Annotated in this window: 16 protein-coding genes and 1 tRNA gene; 9 read left to right on the top strand and 8 right to left on the bottom strand. The window is 69.0% G+C overall.

Going from position 1 to position 18,427, the window contains the following annotated elements; genetic code table 11:
* Positions 1–24: 24 nt before the first annotated feature.
* The 5 genes from AC57B8_RS34595 to AC57B8_RS34575 form a co-directional block, all read right to left on the bottom strand.
* Positions 25–1,026, bottom strand: a complete 1,002-nt coding sequence (locus AC57B8_RS34595) for an isopenicillin N synthase family dioxygenase (protein ID WP_496482125.1) — start codon at positions 1,024–1,026, stop codon at positions 25–27.
* Entirely contained in the window at positions 1,023–1,766 is a 744-nt protein-coding gene (locus AC57B8_RS34590) for an amino acid ABC transporter ATP-binding protein (RefSeq protein WP_496482124.1), read from the bottom strand. Before AC57B8_RS34590 ends, AC57B8_RS34595 begins: the two co-directional genes overlap by 4 nt.
* Positions 1,763–2,473 carry an amino acid ABC transporter permease gene (locus AC57B8_RS34585; protein ID WP_070061508.1) on the bottom strand — a complete coding sequence of 237 codons (711 nt, stop codon included), beginning with the start codon at positions 2,471–2,473 and terminating at the stop codon, positions 1,763–1,765. Before AC57B8_RS34585 ends, AC57B8_RS34590 begins: the two co-directional genes overlap by 4 nt.
* A 12-nt stretch (positions 2,474–2,485) precedes the next feature.
* Positions 2,486–3,181 carry an amino acid ABC transporter permease gene (locus tag AC57B8_RS34580; protein ID WP_101489078.1) on the bottom strand — a complete coding sequence of 232 codons (696 nt, stop codon included), beginning with the start codon at positions 3,179–3,181 and terminating at the stop codon, positions 2,486–2,488.
* Between the two features lie 121 nt (positions 3,182–3,302).
* On the bottom strand, positions 3,303–4,130 hold the full coding sequence (locus AC57B8_RS34575) for an ABC transporter substrate-binding protein (protein WP_307586262.1): 828 nt from the start codon (positions 4,128–4,130) through the stop codon (positions 3,303–3,305).
* Between the two features lie 191 nt (positions 4,131–4,321).
* On the opposite strand from AC57B8_RS34575, the gene fabV reads away from it, so the two are divergent.
* From fabV to AC57B8_RS34555, 4 genes are all read left to right on the top strand, one after another.
* Positions 4,322–5,518, top strand: coding sequence for an enoyl-ACP reductase FabV (gene fabV, locus AC57B8_RS34570; RefSeq protein ID WP_496482123.1), 1,197 nt, complete (start codon positions 4,322–4,324; stop codon positions 5,516–5,518).
* A 26-nt stretch (positions 5,519–5,544) separates the two neighbouring features.
* Positions 5,545–5,964 (top strand): group II truncated hemoglobin, encoded by a 420-nt coding sequence (locus tag AC57B8_RS34565; RefSeq protein ID WP_056578450.1) that lies wholly within the window; start codon positions 5,545–5,547, stop codon positions 5,962–5,964.
* Between the two features lie 31 nt (positions 5,965–5,995).
* The gene (locus tag AC57B8_RS34560) at positions 5,996–7,219 is read left to right on the top strand and encodes an NAD(P)/FAD-dependent oxidoreductase (RefSeq protein ID WP_496482122.1); all 1,224 of its coding nucleotides are present in this window, start codon (positions 5,996–5,998) and stop codon (positions 7,217–7,219) included.
* 142 nt (positions 7,220–7,361) lie between these two features.
* The gene (locus tag AC57B8_RS34555; protein WP_496482264.1) at positions 7,362–9,410 is read left to right on the top strand and encodes a bifunctional 2',3'-cyclic-nucleotide 2'-phosphodiesterase/3'-nucleotidase; all 2,049 of its coding nucleotides are present in this window, start codon (positions 7,362–7,364) and stop codon (positions 9,408–9,410) included.
* Positions 9,411–9,434: 24 nt separating this feature from the next.
* On the opposite strand, the gene AC57B8_RS34550 is transcribed toward AC57B8_RS34555, so the two are convergent.
* Together AC57B8_RS34550 and radC are read right to left on the bottom strand one after the other, a co-directional pair.
* Positions 9,435–10,100 carry a Smr/MutS family protein gene (locus AC57B8_RS34550; protein ID WP_070061513.1) on the bottom strand — a complete coding sequence of 222 codons (666 nt, stop codon included), beginning with the start codon at positions 10,098–10,100 and terminating at the stop codon, positions 9,435–9,437.
* Positions 10,100–10,777 carry a RadC family protein gene (radC, locus tag AC57B8_RS34545; protein WP_062469128.1) on the bottom strand — a complete coding sequence of 226 codons (678 nt, stop codon included), beginning with the start codon at positions 10,775–10,777 and terminating at the stop codon, positions 10,100–10,102. The genes AC57B8_RS34550 and radC overlap by 1 nt, the downstream gene beginning before the upstream one ends.
* 107 nt (positions 10,778–10,884) lie before the next feature.
* Here radC and AC57B8_RS34540 point away from each other — a divergent pair, with 107 nt between their 5' ends.
* From AC57B8_RS34540 to AC57B8_RS34520, 5 genes are all read left to right on the top strand, one after another.
* Positions 10,885–11,328 (top strand): FKBP-type peptidyl-prolyl cis-trans isomerase, encoded by a 444-nt coding sequence (locus AC57B8_RS34540; protein ID WP_062469447.1) that lies wholly within the window; start codon positions 10,885–10,887, stop codon positions 11,326–11,328.
* A complete protein-coding gene (ispH, locus tag AC57B8_RS34535) occupies positions 11,325–12,293 on the top strand; it encodes a 4-hydroxy-3-methylbut-2-enyl diphosphate reductase (protein ID WP_095743996.1) in 969 nt (322 codons plus the stop codon). Before AC57B8_RS34540 ends, ispH begins: the two co-directional genes overlap by 4 nt.
* A 5-nt stretch (positions 12,294–12,298) precedes the next feature.
* Positions 12,299–13,255 carry a threonine/serine dehydratase gene (locus AC57B8_RS34530; RefSeq protein WP_095743997.1) on the top strand — a complete coding sequence of 319 codons (957 nt, stop codon included), beginning with the start codon at positions 12,299–12,301 and terminating at the stop codon, positions 13,253–13,255.
* A gap of 63 nt (positions 13,256–13,318) precedes the next feature.
* Entirely contained in the window at positions 13,319–14,650 is a 1,332-nt protein-coding gene (gene serS, locus AC57B8_RS34525; protein ID WP_496482121.1) for a serine--tRNA ligase, read from the top strand.
* A gap of 57 nt (positions 14,651–14,707) precedes the next feature.
* A tRNA-Ser gene (locus AC57B8_RS34520) sits at positions 14,708–14,797 on the top strand.
* A 61-nt stretch (positions 14,798–14,858) separates the two neighbouring features.
* Here AC57B8_RS34520 and AC57B8_RS34515 read toward each other — a convergent pair.
* Positions 14,859–17,876: a transglycosylase domain-containing protein gene (locus AC57B8_RS34515; protein WP_496482120.1), complete on the bottom strand. Its 3,018-nt coding sequence runs from the start codon at positions 17,874–17,876 to the stop codon at positions 14,859–14,861.
* Positions 17,877–18,427: the final 551 nt, after the last annotated feature.

Genomic DNA, 18,427 nt, shown 5'->3' with positions numbered 1-18,427 from the left:
GTCAGGGCCCGTGTTCAGTTCAGTTCAGAGCACTTCGTCCCGCAGCTGCGGGAACACCTTCGACACCTTGGCCAGCAGGTAGTCGCCGTAGCGGCCGCTGAAGGCGTGCACGTTGGCGCGGTCCCAGCGCTCGGCGCTGTCGTCCAGCGCGTCGGCGCCGGCCAGGCCCTCGATGCGCTGCACGCGGGCCTCGAAGTTCGGGTCGAAGAACAGCGGGAACGACAACCGGTCGCGGCCCGATGTGTTGCGCTTCACGCGGTGCGGGGTCGACTTGTAGAGCCCGCCGGTCATGCGGTCGAGCATGTCGCCGATGTTGCAGACGAAGGCGCCGGGCACCGGCGGCGCATCGATCCAGCCGCCCGGCGTGTGCACCGCGAGGCCGCCCACGGTGTCCTGGTGCAGGATCGTGAGCAGGCCGTAGTCGGTGTGCTCGCCCACGCCCCATTGCACGTCCAAGCCCTCGGGCACGGCTTGTGTCGGGTAGTTGAAGAGGCGGAACAGGATCAGCGGGTCGGCCGTGTAGCGCTCGGCAAAGTAGTCCGCGGGCAGGCCGAGGCTCAGCGCGATGCCTTCCATGAGCCGGTGGCCCAGCTGCGTGACGGCGTCCATGTACGCGAGGATGGTCTCGCGAAAGTCCGGCACGTCGGGAAAGAGGTTCGGCCCGTGCACCGGCGTCTTCGCCAGCACCAGCGGATGGTCGGCGGGCAGCTCGGTGCCCAGGTACAGGCCTTCCTTCCAGTCGGGGCGGCCCGAGGTCAGCTCGCCGCCGCGCGGGAAGAAGCCACGCCAGGCACGGCCGCCGAGGGCCATGCGCCATTGCATCTTGGTTTCCTCGGGCAGGTCGAAGAACTGGTGGCTCAGGTCTTCGAGCCGCTGGATCAGTGCGGCGTCGACGCCGTGGCCCGTGACGTAGAAGAAGCCGTGCGCGCGGCAGGCGTCGCCGATCTGCGCCGCCACGCGTTCGCGTTCGGGCGTGCCGGCCACGAGCGGCGCGACGTCGATGAGGGGAAGAGATGGGTCGGTCATGCGTCTCTCGAAAAAGGCGAACGGATGTCGGACAGGAACTGCTGCGCACGCGGGTGCTGCGGGCGGTTGAAGAAATCGTCGGGCGTGGCGCGTTCGAGCACCTGGCCCTGGTCCATGAAGAGCACGCGGTCGGCCACCTCGCGCGCGAAGCCCATCTCGTGCGTCACGCACACCATGGTCATGCCGTCGCGCGTGAGGTCGCGCATCACCAGCAGCACCTCGCCGACCATCTCGGGGTCGAGCGCGCTGGTGGGCTCGTCGAACAGCATCAGCGGCGGCTTCATGGCGAGCGCGCGCGCAATGGCCACGCGCTGCTGCTGGCCGCCCGACAGCTCGCCGGGCCACGCATTGGCCTTGTTGGCAAGGCCCACGCGCTCCAGCAGCGCCATCGCGCGCGCGTCGGCCTCCTTGCGCGACAGGCCGTGCAACTGCATCGGCGCCATGGTGCAGTTCTGCAGCACGCTCAGGTGCGGGAACAGGTTGAACTGCTGGAACACGAAGCCGATGCGCGAGCGGAACGCGTTCACGTCCAGGCCGGGTGCGTGGATGTCCTGCCCGTCGAGCGTGATGCGGCCCGACTGGATCGGCTCGAGCCGGTTGAAGATGCGGATCAGCGTCGACTTGCCCGAGCCCGAGGGCCCGCACACCACGACCACTTCGCCCTTGTGGATGGTCTCGGTCACGTCGACCAGTGCGTGGTAGCTGCCGTACCACTTGTTGACTTGTTGGAGTTCGATCATGCGGGCACCTTGAGAGGCGCGGCGGGCAGGCCGCGGCGCGCGAGCCGGCGCTCCAGCCAGTAGGCGAAGCGCGAGAGGCCGAAGCACAGGATGAAGTAGGTCAGGCCCAGGATCAGGTAGATCTGCGCCGGCTTGGTGAACACCTGCGTGTTGATCTGCGTGGCGATGAACGACACCTCGGCCAGCCCGATGATGTAGCCCAGCGAGGTCTCCTTGATGGTCGAGACGAACTGGTTCACCAGCGAGGGCAGCATGCTGCGCAGCGCCTGCGGCAGCACCACGAGGCGCATCGCGCCGAAGTAGCTCAGGCCGAGCGCGCGCGCGGTTTCCATCTGCCCGCGCGGCAGGCCCTGGATGCCGGCACGCACGATCTCGGCGAGGTAGGCGGCATCGAAGATCACCAGCGCGATCAGCATGGTGGTGAACTGGTCGGTCTTCACGCCCGTGACGCTGGGCAGGAAGAAGTAGGCCCAGAAGATCACCATCAAGAGCGGCAGTCCGCGCACCACGAACACCAGCGCCGTGACGGGCCAGCGCACGCAGCGCCACGGGCTCACGCGCGCCAGCCCGAGCACGATGCCCAGCGGCAGCGCGAGCACCAGCCCGCACGAGGCCAGCAGCAGCGTGAGCACCAGGCCGCCGAGCGGGCCGTTCGGGTACTGGCCGATGAGGAAGTAGACCCAGTAGTCGTGGATGATCTCTAGCATGTCATCAACGCCTCAGATGGTCCGCACCGGGAAGCGGTGGTGGTACCAGGTCGCCAGGCCGGTGATGGCCAGCGACACCGTCAGGTAAGCCGCGCTCGCGAACGCGAACGACTCGAAGCTGCGGAAGGTCGCACTCTCGACCTGCCCGGCCTGATACATCAGCTCGGCCACGCCGATCACGGTGGCGATCGAGGTGTTCTTCCACAGGCTCAGCGTCTGCGAGATGAGCGGCGGCACGGTCACGCGCAGCGCCTGCGGCAGCACCACGCGGCGCATGGTGGCCAGGAAGCTGAAGCCCAGCGCGCGGCCGGCCTCGAACTGCACGGCCGGGATCGAGCGGATGCCGCTGCGGATGTCCTCGGCCATGAAGGCGGCCGTGTACAGCGACAGCGCAACGATCGCGCTGTAGGCCTCGATGTGGCCTTCATAGAGCCAGGTCTTGATGCCTTCGGGCAGCAGCTCGGGCGCGCCGAAATACCAGAACAGCATGTGGGCCAGCAGCGGGATGTTGCGGATCGATTCCACGTACGCAAAGCCGAGCCAGCGCAGCGGCGCCAGCGGCGAGAGCCGCAGCAGCGCCACCACCAGCGCCAGCGGCAGCGCAAGGACGAGCGAGACCGCGAGCAGCTGCAGCGACAGCCACAGGCCCGCGACCAGCATGTCGTGGTACTGGCCGGTGAGCAGCAGCGAATAGTCGAACAGGGGCATGGGAAACGGGAGGCACGGCGAAAGGCGCCGGGGCGCACATGGTACGCATGCGCGCCGTGCCGCTCAAAAGCGAAGGGCGGGTCGCATGGCGGCCCGCCCCTGGTGTGCCGAGCGTGGGGACTCAGTCGATCTTGTCAGTTTCGAGCTTGAAGTCGCGCGTCTGGAAGCCGGAGGCCGTGCTCGGGCCGTACCACTTGAGGAAGATCTTCTGCGCCTCGCCCGACTTCTCGAGTTCACGCAGCGTGTCGTCCACCACGGTCTTCAGGCCGCTCTCGCCCTTCTTGATGCCGATGGCCAGCGACTCGGTGCTCAGGTTCTGCTTGAGCACCACGTACTGCGCCTTCTGCGGGCCCAGCTTGGCGTAGCTGCGCAGCAGCGCGGCCTCGTCGTCCACGTAGCCCACGCCCTTGCCCTGCTGCAGCGCCTGGAAGGCCTGCTGGCTGGTGTCGAAGGTCACGACCTCGGCGGTGGGCACGGCCTTGCGGATGTTGGGTTCCTGCGTGCCGCCGCGGATGGTCAGCACCTTCTTGCCGCCGAGCTGCGGCACGTCGGTGATGCCGCTGGTCTTCTTCACGATGGCCTTCTGGCCGGTGACGAAGGTGGTGAGCGAGAAGTCGATCTGCGCCTCGCGCTCCTTGTTGTGCGTGAGGCCGGCAGCCACCAGGTCCACGTGGCCCTGCTGCAGCTCGGGAATGCGCGCGGCCACGGCGATCTGCTTGAGCACCGGCTTCACGCCGATCTTCTTGGCGATGGCGTTCACCAGGTCGACCTCGTAGCCGACGATCTGGCGCGTCTTCGGATCGATGAAGGTGGCGGGCTCGTCGGTGCCGAGCACGCCGACCACGAGTTCGCCCTTCTTCTTGATGTCGGCGAGCTGGTCCGCATGGGCGGCAACGCCGGTCAGCAGGGCGGAAGCGGCAAGGGCCGCGGCAAGCAGGGTGTGGCGCATGGTGGGGATCGTCCTCTCTCCAGAGTGAAATTCAGGCCGGAACCATATCAATAAAACCCAAGATTATTAAATCGTCAATCGACATATGCATATGGGGCTGATGAATCGGCCTGTTGCCGGCTGGGTTAAATTCGCGACGCCGCGACGTGCCCCGCCGCCGTCCCCCGAATGTCTTACCGAGCGAGCTTTTCATGATCATCCAACCCCGCGTGCGCGGCTTCATCTGCGTCACCACCCACCCCGTGGGCTGCGAAGCCAATGTCCGGCAACAGATCGCGTACGTCAAAGCCAAACCCCCCATCGCGGGTGGCCCCAAGCGCGTGCTGGTGATCGGCGCGTCCACCGGCTACGGCCTGGCCGCGCGCATCACCGCGGCCTTCGGCAGCGGCGCCGACACGCTGGGCGTGTGCTTCGAGCGCGCGGGCAGCGCGACCAAGCCCGGCTCGCCCGGCTGGTACAACACCGCCGCCTTCCACCGCGCCGCCACGGCCGAAGGGCGCTACGCCAAGACGATCAACGGCGACGGCTTTTCCGACGCGGTGAAGCAGCAGGCCATCGAGACCATCCGCGCCGACCTCGGCCAGGTCGACCTCGTGGTCTACAGCCTGGCCGCGCCGCGCCGCACGCACCCGAAGACGGGCCAGGTCTTCAACTCCGTGCTCAAGCCCATCGGCAAGGCCGTGACGCTGCGCGGCCTGGACACCGACAGCGGGACCGTGAAGGAATCGGTGCTCGAGCCCGCCACGCAGGAAGAGATCGACAACACCGTCGCCGTCATGGGCGGCGAAGACTGGCAGATGTGGATCGACGCGCTGCAGCAGGCCGGCGTGCTGGCCGACGGCGCCAAGACCACGGCCTTCACCTACCTGGGCGAGCAGATCACGCACGACATCTACTGGAACGGCTCCATCGGCGCCGCCAAGAAGGATCTGGACGAGAAGGTGCTGGACATCCGCGCGCAGCTGGCCGCCAAGGGCGGCGACGCGCGCGTGTCGGTGCTGAAGGCGGTGGTCACGCAGGCCAGCTCGGCCATCCCGATGATGCCGCTGTACCTGTCGCTGCTGTTCAAGGTGATGAAGGCCGAAGGCACGCACGAAGGCTGCATCGAGCAGGTGCACGGCCTGTACGCCGACAGCCTGTACGGCGCCACGCCGCACCTGGACGACGAAGGCCGCCTGCGCGCCGACTACAAGGAACTGGCGCCGCAGGTGCAGGCGCGCGTGCAGGAACTGTGGCCGCAGGTCACCGGCGAGAACCTCAACGAGTTGACCGATTTCGCGGGCTACAAGACCGAGTTCCTGCGCCTGTTCGGCTTTGCCGTCGACGGCGTGGACTACACGGCCGACGTGAGCACCGATGTGGGCATTCCCGATCTGATCCAACTCTAGAGCGACCCGAGGGGATACTCCCGCCCATGCAGATTCAAGACAAACCGCCCGCCGGCACGCCCTTCGAGTGGATCGGCGGCGAGCCGAAGGTGGAGGCGCTGGTCGAGCGCTTCTACGACCTGATGGACCTCGAGCCGGCCTACGCGCAACTGCGCGCCGTGCACGGCACCGACCTGGACAACGCGCGCCAGCGCCTGTTCTGGTTCCTGTGCGGCTGGCTCGGCGGGCCCGCCCACTACACCGACCGCTTCGGCCACCCCATGCTGCGCGCGCGGCACCTGCCGCAGGCCATCGGCGGCCACACCATCGGCATCAAGGAGCGCGACCAGTGGCTGGCGTGCATGGACCAGGCGATGGGCGAGACCGGCGTGCCTGAAGACCTGCGCGCACGCCTCAGAGACTCCTTCTTCAAAACTGCCGACTGGATGCGCAACCGCGGCGAGTGACCCGACAACGATTCCCGAAAGACTGTTCTCCATGAATTCCATCGTCATCATCGGCGGCGGCCACGCCGCGGCCCAGCTGTGCGCGGGCCTGGCGGAAGCCGGGCAGGGCGCGCGCGTGCACCTGGTCTGCGAAGAGGCCTGCGAGCCTTATCACCGTCCGCCGCTGTCGAAGGCCTTCCTCAAGAGCGCCGAAGAAACCACGCAGCCGCACAAGGCCGCCGACTGGTACCGCGAAGCGGGCATCACGCTGCACCTGGGCGACGCGGCCGTGGCCATCGACCGCGAGGCGCACACCGTCACGCTGCGCTCGGGCGCGGTGCTGCCGTGGGAGCGCCTGGTGCTGGCCACCGGCACGCGCGCGCGGCAGATGCCCGGCCTGCAGGCCGGCCTCGAAAACGTCGCGAGCCTGCGCGCCGCCGACGAGGCGCAGCGCCTGCGCACGCGGCTGGCGGATGCGCAGCAGGTCACGGTGCTGGGCGGCGGCTTCATCGGCCTCGAAGTGGCAGCCACCGCACAGGCGCTGGGCAAGCGCGTGCAGGTGATCGAATGCGCGCCGCGCCTGCTGGGCCGCGCCGTGTCGCCCGAGCTGTCGGCGCACGTCCTGGCCACGCACCGCGCGGCCGGCATCGACATCGTGCTGGGCGCGCAGACCGGCGCCTTCGAAGTCGTGGGCGACCGGCTCGTGTCGGTCGAGGTCAACGGCACGAAGCAGCCGATCGACCTGCTGCTGCTGGGCATCGGCGCCGTGCCCGAGACCGCGCTCGCGCAGGCCGCGGGCCTCGAGTGCGCCGACGGCATCGTGGTCGACGGCCACATGCAGACCAGCGCGGCCGACGTGCTCGCGGTGGGCGATTGCACGCGCTTCCCCGACCGCCGCGCGGGCCGCGCACTGCGGCTCGAATCGGTGCAGAACGCGAACGACCAGGCGCGCACGGCCGTGGCCACGCTGACCGGCGCCGCGCGCGATCACGACGCGGTCGCGTGGTTCTGGTCCGACCAGGGCGGCCTGCGTCTGCAGATGGCGGGCCTCATGCCGGCCGAAGGCACGCCGGGCTTGGTGAGCGTGCGCCGCGCGGGGCCGAAGCCCGAGGCGTTTTCGCTGTTCCACTACGTCGACGGCCAGCTCGTGTGCGTCGAATCGGTGAACGCGCCGGTCGATCACATGATGAGCCGCAAGCTGCTCGAAGCGGGCCGCAGCCCCGCGCCCGAGGCGGTGGCGGACGCGGCGGTACCACTAAAGAATCACCTCGCGTAACCGCTGTCGCAACGGCGCTGCACGACAGGCCCGGATTCACCGGTCTGTCACCCGGCTTTCGGAGACTGGTCTTTCCTCATATCCGCAGGGAGACCTCTCGATGAACAACGCAGTGGCCGCGTCGCTGGCGCGCCTCGCCCCCATGTCCACCTGTGCCGCCGTCCTGGCCGCCGTGCTCACCGCCTGTGGCGGTGGCAACGGAGGCGGCACCACGTTCCCTCCGATCGTTCCGCCCCCTGCGCCCGCGCCCGCCCCGGCGCCCGTGGCCGCCGGCACGCGCACCACGGTCGCGCTGCTCGAAACGACCGACCTGCATTTCAACGTGCGCAGCTACGACTACTTCAAGCTCGCCGAAGACAAGTCGTACGGCTACGAGCGCACCGCCACGCTCATCAACGCCGCGCGCAAGGAGTTCGCGAACACGATGCTGTTCGACAACGGCGACACCATCCAGGGCACCGCGCTGGCCGACTACGAAGCGCTGGTCAGCCGCATCCCGTGCACGCAGCCGCTGTCGATGTACAAGGTGATGAACGCCACCGGCTATGACGCCGGCACGCTGGGCAACCACGAGTTCAACTACGGCCTGGACTTTCTCAACCAGGTGCTCGGCGGCGGCCTCGATGTCGAGGGCGTGGACGGCAGCAAGAAGTGCGCGGGCCCCAGCTTCCCGATGGTGGTGGCCAACGTGCACAGCCTCAAGAGCGGCAGGCCGCTCGTGGCGCCCTACACCATCGTCACCAAGCAGTTCACCGCCACTGCGCCGGACGGCAAGAGCGTGACGGTGCCGGTGAAGGTCGGCGTGATCGGCTTCACCACGCCCGGCATCATGAACTGGGACAAGCGCTTTCTTGAAGGCAAGCTGCGCACCGAAGGCGCGGTCGAAGCCGCCAAGCGCTACGTGCCCGAGCTGCGCGAGAAGGGCGCCGACATCGTCGTGGCGCTGCAGCACGGCGGCCTCGATGCCTCGCCGTACTCGCCGACGATGGAAAGCCCGGGCCTGTACCTGTCGAAGGTGCCCGGCATCGACGTGCTGATGATGGGCCACCAGCACGGCCTGTTCCCCGACCGCGGCGCCAAGCCCGGCTACACCCAGCCCGGCGTGGACAACGCCGCCGGCACCGTCAACGGCGTGCCGGCCGTGATGCCCAGCTCGTGGGGCAAGGCGCTGGGCCTCGTGAAGCTCGAGCTCGTGTGGGACGGCAAGGCCTGGGGCGTGGACAAGAGCAAGACGCTGGTCGAGGCGCGTTCGACCCTGATCGGCAAGGGCGTGTATGTCGATGCCGACCCGAGCGTGGCACCGATGGTCGACACCCAGCACCAGGCCGCGATCGACTACGTGAAGACGCCCATCGGCAGCACCGACTTCCGCATGAACACCTTCTTTGCCGACGTCGGCGACCCGGGCGCGATCCAGATCGTGAACCAGGCCCAGGCCGACTACGTGAAGACCTACCTCCAGGCCAACCTGCCGCAGTACGCGAGCCTGCCGGTGCTGTCGGTGAGCGCGCCCTTCAAGTCGGGCTTCGAGGGCGGGCGCGACTACACCGACGTGGCCGTGGGCAACCTCGCGATCTTCAGCGCGGCCGACCTGTACCTGTACCCGAACACGGTGTACGCGGTGAAGGTGACGGGTGCCGAGATCAAGGGCTGGCTCGAAGCCGCGGTCAAGCGCTTCAACAAGATCGACCCGGCGCTCACGACCGACCAGTCGCTGATCAGCCCCTTCCCGGGCTACAACTTCGACATGTTCACCACGCCCGACATGCAGTACGAGATCGACGTGACGCAGGCCGTGGGCAGCCGCATCAAGAACCTCATGTACCTGGGCGCGCCCATCGACCCGGCGAAGGAGTTCGTCATTGCGACGAACAACTACCGCGCGACCAGCGGTGCGAGCTTCATTCCGGCGCTGGACGGGCGCGCAACGATCTACGCCTCGCCCGATGCGAACCGCGACGTGCTGATCGCGTACATCAAGGCGAAGAAGACGATCACGCGCGCGGCCGACGGCGCGGCGCGCAGCTGGCGCTTCACCAAGGTGACGACCGCGGGCAACGTGACGATCACGTCGGGCCAGGGGCAATTGAGCGCGGCCACGGACGCGGGGTTGACGAACATCTCGCTGCTGACCGCGGATGACGGCAACGGCAAGGGCCGCTCGGTCTACAAGGTCGATCTGAGCAAGTAAGGGCAGGGCCCGTGCGGCGCCGTGTCAGCGCCGCACGGGCGCCAGCAGCACCACCAGCGCCCCGGCCCCGCCTTCGGCCGGCTTGGCCTGCACGAAGGCGATCACCTCGTTCTTCTGGATCAGCCAGCGCTGCGTCTTGGTCTTGAGCACCGGCTGCTTGCCGGGCGAGCCCAGGCCCTTGCCGTGCACCACGCGCACGCAGCGCAGCCCCTGCTTGTGGGCGTTGCGGATGAAGCCACCCAGCGCCTCGCGCGCCTCGTCGCTGCGCAGGCCGTGCAGGTCGACCTGCCCCTGGATCGCCCAGTCGCCCTTGCGCAGCCGCGCCGTGATGTCGGTGCCGATGCCGGGGCGGCGAAAGCTCATGGCGTCGTCGACATCGAGCAGCGTGGTCACGTCGAACTCGTCGGACAGCGACTCGCGCAGCACGCGCTGCTCGTCGAGCTGGTGCTGAAACGGAATGGGCGCGGGCGGCTCGGGCGCGAGCGCCACGGCGGCCTTGCGGCGCAGCGGCTCGGTGGCGCCGATGGCGCGCGTGAACAGGTCTTTCTCGGCGGCACGCTTGCGCTCGGCCGCGGCGCGCGCGGCGGCCTCGGCGGCCTCGCGCTCGCGGGTTTCGGCGAGCACGCGCTGCACCTGCTTGAGGTCGGCCAGGTTCTTCAGGGCCGGGGGACGCGAAGAAGACGACGCCATCAGAGCAGCCCCCGTTCCGCCATCGAGAAGCTCTGGCCCGGGCTCACGATGACGTGGTCGAGCACGCGCACGTCGACCAGCGCCAGCGCGGCGCGCAGGGTCTGCGTGAGCGATTCGTCGGCGCGCGAGGGCTCGATGCTGCCGCTGGGGTGGTTGTGGGCCAGCACCACGGCCGCGGCCTGGTGGTGCAGCGCGCGGGTGACGACCTCGCGCGGGTAGACGCTGGTCTGCGTGAGCGTGCCGCGAAACAGCTCCTCGAGCGTGAGCAGGCGGTGCTGCACGTCGAGGAACAGCACCGCGAACACCTCGTGCGGGCGCGAGCCGATGTGCATCTGCAGGTACTGCTTGACCGCCTCGGGCGAGTCGAACACCGTGCGCTCCTTCAGGCGCTCGCCCATGGCGCGGCGCGCCAGCTCGAGCACCGCCGTGAGTTCGGAGCGCTTGGCGCTGCCGCCCATGCCCTTGACCGCCTTGAGGTCATCGGGCGCGGTGTGCAGCAGCCCCGACAGCCCGCCGAAGCGCTCGAGCAGTTGCTGGGCCAGCTGGAGCACGTTCTTGCCGGCCACGCCGGTGCGCAGCAGCAGCGCCAGCAGCTCGGCGTCGGCCAGCGCGGCGGCGCCCCGCGCGATGAGCTTTTCGCGCGGCCGGGCGTCGAGAGGGAGATCCTTGAATGCCATGAAACCCTGCAGAAACCTGGGCCGGGGCGAGATGTTGCCCCGATCCTTAAAATGAGGGTCAGTTTATCGGGACACCTCCCTCGTCTTTGCCCACCTTCGCTGCACCCATGTCCCAAGTTGTGACTTCCGGCTCCTTCCTGACCCTGCACTACCGGCTGGCCGGTCCGGCGGGCGACATCATCAACACCTTCGCCGACAAGCCCGCCACGCTGTCGCTGGGCACCGGCGAGCTCTCGCCGGCCATGGAGCAGCGCCTGATGGGCATGGAAGAGGGCGCGCACGCCACCTTCGAGCTGCCCGCCGGCGAGGCCTTCGGCGAACGCAACCCGGACATGCAGCAATGGGTGGCGCGCAAGCTGCTGGCCCAGATGGGCGACCCCGACGAGCAGTACGCCGTCGGCGATGTGGTGCAGTTCCCCACGCCCGACGGCTCGGGCAGCTACGCGGGCGCGGTCGTCGAGTCGAACGAGACCGGCGTGCGCTTCGACTTCAACCACCCTCTCGCAGGGCAACCGGTCACCTTCGAAGTGAAGCTGATCGGCGTGCTATGAACCCGAACATCGAAGAAGTCCTGTTGGCCGAGCCGCGCGGCTTCTGCGCCGGCGTGGACCGCGCCATCGAGATCGTCGAGCGCGCCCTCGCCAAGTTCGGCGCGCCGATCTACGTGCGCCACGAGATCGTGCACAACACCTACGTGGTGAACGAGCTCAAGGCCAAGGGCGCGATCTTCATCGAGGAACTCTCCGACGTGCCGCCCGGCTCCACGCTGGTATTCAGCGCGCACGGCGTGAGCAAGGCCGTGGAGCAGGAGGCGCGCGACCGCGGCTTCTCGATCTTCGACGCCACCTGCCCGCTCGTGACCAAGGTGCACGTCGAGGTGGCCAAGCTCGCCAAAGAGGGCTACGAATTCATCATGATCGGCCACAAGGGCCACCCCGAGGTCGAAGGCACGATGGGGCAGCTGTCGAGCGGCATCCACCTCGTGGAAGACGTGGCCGACGTGGCCAATGCGTCGCCGCTGCAGACCGAGAAGCTCGCCGTGGTCACGCAGACCACGCTCAGCGTGGACGACGCCGCGGAGATCGCCGCCGCCGTGCGCGCGCGCTTTCCGAACGTGCGCGAGCCCAAGCAGCAAGATATTTGCTACGCCACCCAGAACCGCCAGGACGCGGTGAAGATCATGAGCCCGCAGGTCGACCTCGTGATCGTGGTCGGCAGCCCCACCAGCTCCAACAGCAACCGCCTGCGCGAGCTGGCGCAGCGCCTGGGCACCGAGAGCTACATGGTCGATTCGGCCGACGAGCTCAAGCCCGAATGGTTCGAGGGCAAGTCGCGCATCGGCCTCACCGCCGGCGCCTCGGCGCCCGAGGTGCTGGTGCACGAGGTGATCGAGCGCGTGCGCGCCTTCGGCGCCGTGTCGGTGCGCAAGATGGACGGCATCGAGGAAACCATCAAGTTCCCGCTTCCCAAGGGCCTCAAGCTCGACGACATCCCGCCCCCTGGGCACATCTCCTGAACATCATGACAAACACCGATTGGCGCTCCGACATCGAGAGCGCCTCCCGCAGGCTGGGCGAACGCGCCGGCCATTTCCTGCGTGAAACGCCGCTGTGGAAGCTGCCGGCCGCCGCCCTGGGCGTGGCCGCGCCCGGCGCCGAAGTCTGGCTCAAGCTGGAGCACATGCAGGTCAGCGGCAGCTTCAAGGCCCGCGGCATGATGAACCGCCTGCTGGCCAACGACATCCCCGCCGCGGGCGTGATCGTGGCCTCGGGCGGCAACGCCGGCATTGCCACGGCGGCCGCCGCCAAGGCGCTGGGCGTGCCCTGCCAGGTGTTCCTGCCGGGCGTGTCGCCCGAAGCCAAGCGCGCGCGCCTGCGGGCGCTGGGCGCCGAAGTGGTCGTGGTCGGCGAGCTGTACCCCGACGCGCTGGCCGCCTGCCTGGCGCGCCAGAAGGAAACGGGCGCCTTGCTCACCCACGCCTACGACCAGCCCGAAGTGGTGGCCGGTGCCGGCACGCTCGGTCGCGAGATCGAGGCGCAGGGCGGCCTGCCCGACGCCGTGCTGGTGAGCGTGGGCGGCGGCGGCCTGATCGGCGGCCTGGCCGGTTGGTTCGAGCAGCGCGCCCGCGTGGTGGCGCTCGAGCCCGAAAAGGCCCCGACGCTGTTCCGCGCCCGCGAGGCCGGCGAGCCGGTCGACGTGGACGTCGGCGGCATCGCGGCCGATTCGCTCGGCGCGCGCCGCATCGGCGCCATCGCCTGGGAGATCACGCAGCAGCAGGTGCGCGACGCGCTGCTGCTGTCCGACGACGCGATCCGCGCCGCCCAGCAGTGGCTGTGGAAAGAACTGAAGCTCGCCGTGGAGCCGGCCGCCGCGCTGCCGCTGGCGGCGCTGCAGACCGGCGCCTACGTGCCGCGCGAGGGCGAGAAGGTGTGCCTGATCATCTGCGGGGCGAACGTCGATCCGGCCACGGTCGCCTGAGTCGCCGCAGGCGTGCGAGCGGGGAGGGCGGGCGCGGGCCGGGCGCCCACCTAAAATCTCCCCATGCTCGACATCACCCTGCTCCGCAAAGACCTGGCCTCCGCTGTGGCCGGCCTCGAAAAACGCAAGAAGAACCAGCCCTACCTCGACGTCTCGGCGTTCACCGCGCTCGAGGCCGAGCGCAAGACGCTGCAGACCCGCACCGAGGAAATCCAGGCGCGCCGCAACACGCTGAACAAGCAGATCGGCCCGCTCAAGGCCAAGGGCGAGTCGGTTGACGCGCTCATGGCCGAAGTGAACGCGCTCAAGGCCGAGCAGGAATCGCAATCCAAACGCCTCGAAGAGATCCAGCCCGAGCTGCACGCGCTGCTGCTGGCCGTGCCCAACCTGCCGCACGCCAGCGTGCCGCTCGGTGAAGACGAAGCCGGCAACGTCGAGATGCGCCGCTGGGCGCCTCAGGGTGGCGCCGGCGCCAACGCCACGCCGCTGGCTTTCGCGCCCAAGGACCACGTCGACCTCGGCGCGCCGCTGGGGCTCGATTTCGAGATGGGCGCCAAGCTCTCGGGCTCGCGCTTCACCGTCATGAAGGGCCCGATCGCCCGCCTGCACCGCGCGCTGGCCCAGTTCATGGTCGACCTGCAGACCGAACAGCACGGCTACACCGAGTGCTACGTGCCCTACGTGGTCAACGCGGCCACGCTCAGCGGCACCGGCCAGCTGCCCAAGTTCGAAGGCGACCTGTTCGCCGCGAAGAAGGGCGGCCAGGACGGTGAGCCCGCGCCCGACCATTCGGCGCTGTACCTCATCCCGACCAGCGAAGTGCCGCTGACCAACTTCGTGCGCAACGAGGTCGTGCCCGAGGCGCAACTGCCCATCAAGCTCACGGCCCACACGCCGTGTTTCCGTTCCGAAGCCGGCAGCGCCGGGCGCGACACGCGCGGCATGATCCGCCAGCACCAGTTCGACAAGGTCGAGATGGTGCAGATCGTGCACCCCGAGAAGAGCTACGACGCGCTCGAGCAGATGACCGGTCACGCCGAAGCCGTGCTGCAGGCGCTGGAGCTGCCGTACCGCGTGGTGCTGCTGTGCACCGGCGACATGGGTTTCGGTTCCACCAAGACCTACGACCTCGAGGTGTGGCTGCCCGCGCAGAACACGTACCGCGAGATCAGCTCGGTGTCGAACTGCGAAGCCTTCCAGGCGCGCCGCCTGCAGGCCCGTTTCAAGAACGCCCAGGGCAAGAACGAGCTGGTGCACACCCTCAACGGCTCCGGCCTGGCCGTGGGCCGCGCGCTGGTCGCCGTGCTGGAGAACCACCAGAACGAAGACGGCTCGATCAACGTGCCGGCGGCGTTGCGTCCGTACCTCGGCGGCCTCGAAGTTTTGCGCGGTTGAAGCGCAGGGCGTCAAAAGTCAGATTTTTCTGGCTATAATCTGAGGCTCGACAGCACCGGAGAGGTGGCAGAGTGGTCGAATGTACCTGACTCGAAATCAGGCGTACTAGCGATAGTACCGAGGGTTCGAATCCCTCCCTCTCCTCCAGATTCAAGCCCCTGTAGCAGCCCTGCTACAGGGGCTTTGTCTTTGGGCCGCCCATGTCGCCTCATGGCGCCCGCTGCTGCGGCTCCCCACACCCCCTGCGCTGCAGCACCGGCAGCAACTGCGGCCCCAGCGACTTCAGCAGCTGCGTCGGCAGCGCGCTCGTGAACCGATGGCGCGCGGCGTGGGGCTCGTGCACGTAGGCCAGGATCGTGCCGAAGTAGCGGTCGCCGATCATGAACACGAAGGTGGCCGAGCGGTCGATCTTGCGCTGCGAAATCACCCGTCCGCCGCGGCCGGTCTGTTCGTAGCGGTGGTCGCCGGTGCCGGTCTTGCCGCCGATCTCGAGGGCGCGGCCGCTCTCGTCCACCAGCGCGCCCTTCAGCCGCCGTGCGGTGCCGTCGTTCACCACCTCGACCAAGGCACGGCGCACCGTGGCGGCCACCTCGGCGGGCAGCACCTGCTGTGCGCTCGCATGGCGCGGCTCCAGCCGTGTCTCGTAGGGCGTGTCGCGCGCGAAGTGCAGGGCGCCGACCCGTTGCGTGGGCAGCCGCACGCCGTCGTTCGCGAGGATGCCCATCAGCTCCGCCAGGGCGGCCGGCCGGTCGCCCGATGCGCCGATCGCGCTCGCATACGACGGCGTCAGCGACGCGAACGGGTAACCCACGCGCTGCCATGAACGATGAATCTGCGCAAAGGCGTCGAGCTCGATCAGCTCGCGCAGGCGCCTGTCCTGCGCGCTCTTGTGGCGCGTCTTGAAGAGCCAGGCGTAGACCTCCTGGCGTTCGCGCGTGCTCGCGTCCAGCACCTCGGTCAGCGAGGCGCCGGGGTGGCGCCGCAGGTAACCGACCAGCCAGAGTTCCAGCGGATGCACGCGCGCGACGTAGCCGCGATCGGCCAGCGACAGGCCGGCGTAGGTGCTGCGCAGCGCGCCCAAGGCGCGCGGCGAGCCGGCGCCGCGGCCCAGCCGCTGCACCAGGAGCGCGTCGAGCCGTGCGTCGTCGGCCCCGGGCTCGATGGTGAAGAGCACGCTCGCCAGGCGCGGTGCCGATGGCCTCAGGCCGCGCAGCAGCAGCGCCTCGGCGTCCGCGGCCGGCAGGTGCTGGTACTTGCGATGGAAGCGGGTGAGGAAGGCCGAGCCTTCGCGGTCGGCAAAGCGCGCGAGCAGCTCGCGCCGGCCCGGGTCGGCGGGGTCCTTCAGCAGGCGCTCGGCGCCCGACGCGCCACCGAACATGCGGTGGCGCACCAGGTCGCGCATCAGGCGGATGAACACCAGGTTGACCGAATGCTTGAAGCCTTCGCGCACGGTCATCGAGCTGCTGTTGCGCGAGCGCTCGAAGTTCTCGAACTGGTGCAGGCCGCCGCCGGTGAAGAAGGCCTCGCCCGGGTTTGCCGAGTACTTGCGCTCCATCGCCGCCTCCAGCATCGGCTGAAGACGCCGATCCTTGGCGCGCAGGAGGTACTGCCGCGCCCACGTGCCCAGCGGGTCGCGCGGGTTCGGCGCCAGCGCCGACAGCTGGGCCGGGCTCAGGTCGACCCAGCCCGCGTGCAGCTCGGCCACGAGCTCCAGGTAGCTCACCAGGGTGCGCAGCTTGGCGGTCGAGCCCAGGTCCAGCCGCGCGCCCTGGTTCACGTCGAACGGCTGGTCGATGTTGTCGGCCTGGATGCGCAGCAGGTTGCTCCCGGCGCTGCGCTCGAACAGCGTGAAGCTGTAGATCAGCGGGCTGGGGTCGGCGCCCGGGTCGAGCATGTGGGAGCCCACCAGCCCCGCCGCCTTCGTCGCGGCGGGCGTGCGCAGGCCGGCCAGCACGCGCGCCACGAGCGCCTGCGCTTCGCCGTCCAGGCTGGTTTCGGCCTCGAGGTCGAGGCGCTCCAGGTCGTAGGCCCGCGGCACGTCGAGCAGCGTGCCGATGTGGGTGCGCAGCGCGGTCGCGGCCTTGCGCTGCACGAAGTCGGGCCGGGGCGTCGGCGGCAGCGGTGGCTGCAGGTGCAAGGACAGCGGCAGCGCCGCGTCGCGCAGCGTGGGCGAGATCAGGCCGGCCTCGGCCATCAGCCGCAGGTAGCTGTCGGTCAGCCGCGCCAGGCTGGCGCCGTCGCCGAGCAGGTGCTGCGACGGGCGGCGCTGCGCGATCATCAGCGACAGCGCCTGCTTGAAGGCTTCCGCCTGCTGCCGCAGCGCCTCGTCCGTGGGCGCTGCCGCCTCTTCCGCCTGGTCGGCGAGCAGGCGGTTGATTTCACCGAAGTCGCGCCCGTACCAAGCCCACAGGCCGTCGCCCAGCCCGTGCACCTCGCCCATGCCCGGGCGCGCGGCCAGCGGCACGGTGTCGAGGTAGTCGACGACGATCTGGCGGCGCCGCGCCTGCGTGTCGTCGCCGTCCTGGTAGGCACGCAGCGAGGCTGACGCCATCTGGCGCAGCTTGTCGCCGACGGACCCGGTGCGGCCCTGCGGCGAATGGCGGTACTTCTCGAGCTGGGTGGCCAGCGTGCTGCCGCCCGTCGCCGTCTGGCCCAGGCCGACCGCGCGCAGCGCCTGTTCGAGCGCCGCCTTGGCGAAGCGCTCCGGATCGATCGCGGGGTTGCGCTGCAGCGGCTGCGCGTCCAGCAGGTGGCGGTCCTCGACGAAGAGCAGGGCGCTCACCAGCAGCGGCGGCACCTCCTCGAAACGCTCGTAGGCGCGCTGCGGCACGCGGGTGTGCAGCAGCGCCGTGTCCCGGCAGTCGCGCACGGTCAGGCCGGCCTGGTTTTTCTCACGGTAGGGCGCGAAGAGCCCGTAGTCCTGCAGTTCGATCAGCCGTGGCGACATGCGGGCCTGGCGGGTGACGACATAGCCCTGCGGCGCCAGGCGCTCGATGTAGTCCGGCAGCTGGTGGTAGCCCAGCCGCTCGTCGTAGGGCCCGGTCCGGGGAAAGCGGATGGCGTCGCTGGCACCGTCTTCGACGCTGAAGCGGGCGCCCTCGGCCAGGTCGCGCCACAGGGCCGATTGCAGCCGGGACGTCTTCAGTTCGTCCAGCACGAACAGGGCAAGCCCGCCTCCCACGGCGAGTCCCGCGCCGATCCAGACAAGCTTCTTGAACCAAGTCATGCTCTGCCTCGCGAACAGTCCACACCATGGGTTCGTCAGTGACGATGATGCGCTTTTTGAGGCGATTTGGCATGCGTGCGACGACGCAATCGGCCGGAGTCATGCCCTTCCGCCGTGCGGCAGAAGAGGTACCTCGACACGCCGGAGCATGTCGATCTGCGCGGACGTGCGGATTTGTCTCAGGGAGGGCTTGGCCCGCTAACCCTTCACGACCCCGGACACCCCACTAGTCGTCGGAATCCTGCGGGCCCGCCAGCAGCCCGAGCACCAACCCGCCGAGGACGATGGCCAGGGCAAGAATCAGCGATGCCTCTGCGAGTAGTCTCATGGTGTCCTGCAATGAATCTCCCCCTCACGATGTGCCCGCCATTGAACGTGCGTTCACTGACTGTCGGCTGAGTGCGGAAGCAGAAGGGTTTTATGCGGGGCTTCAGCCTGTCTTCAGCTAAGGCGCGGATACTGGCGGCGACGGTCTTCTGGCGTTGGTAGAGGACGCTTCGGCACCCGCCCTTCGGGGTGGTTCCTCGAGGCCGGAGGTCGTCACGGTTTTC

The organism is Variovorax sp. BGA-UO-ETr-C22, from assembly GCF_059567965.1.
Note: the sequence above shows the minus strand (reverse complement) of the source record. Positions and strands in the feature narration are given on the sequence as shown.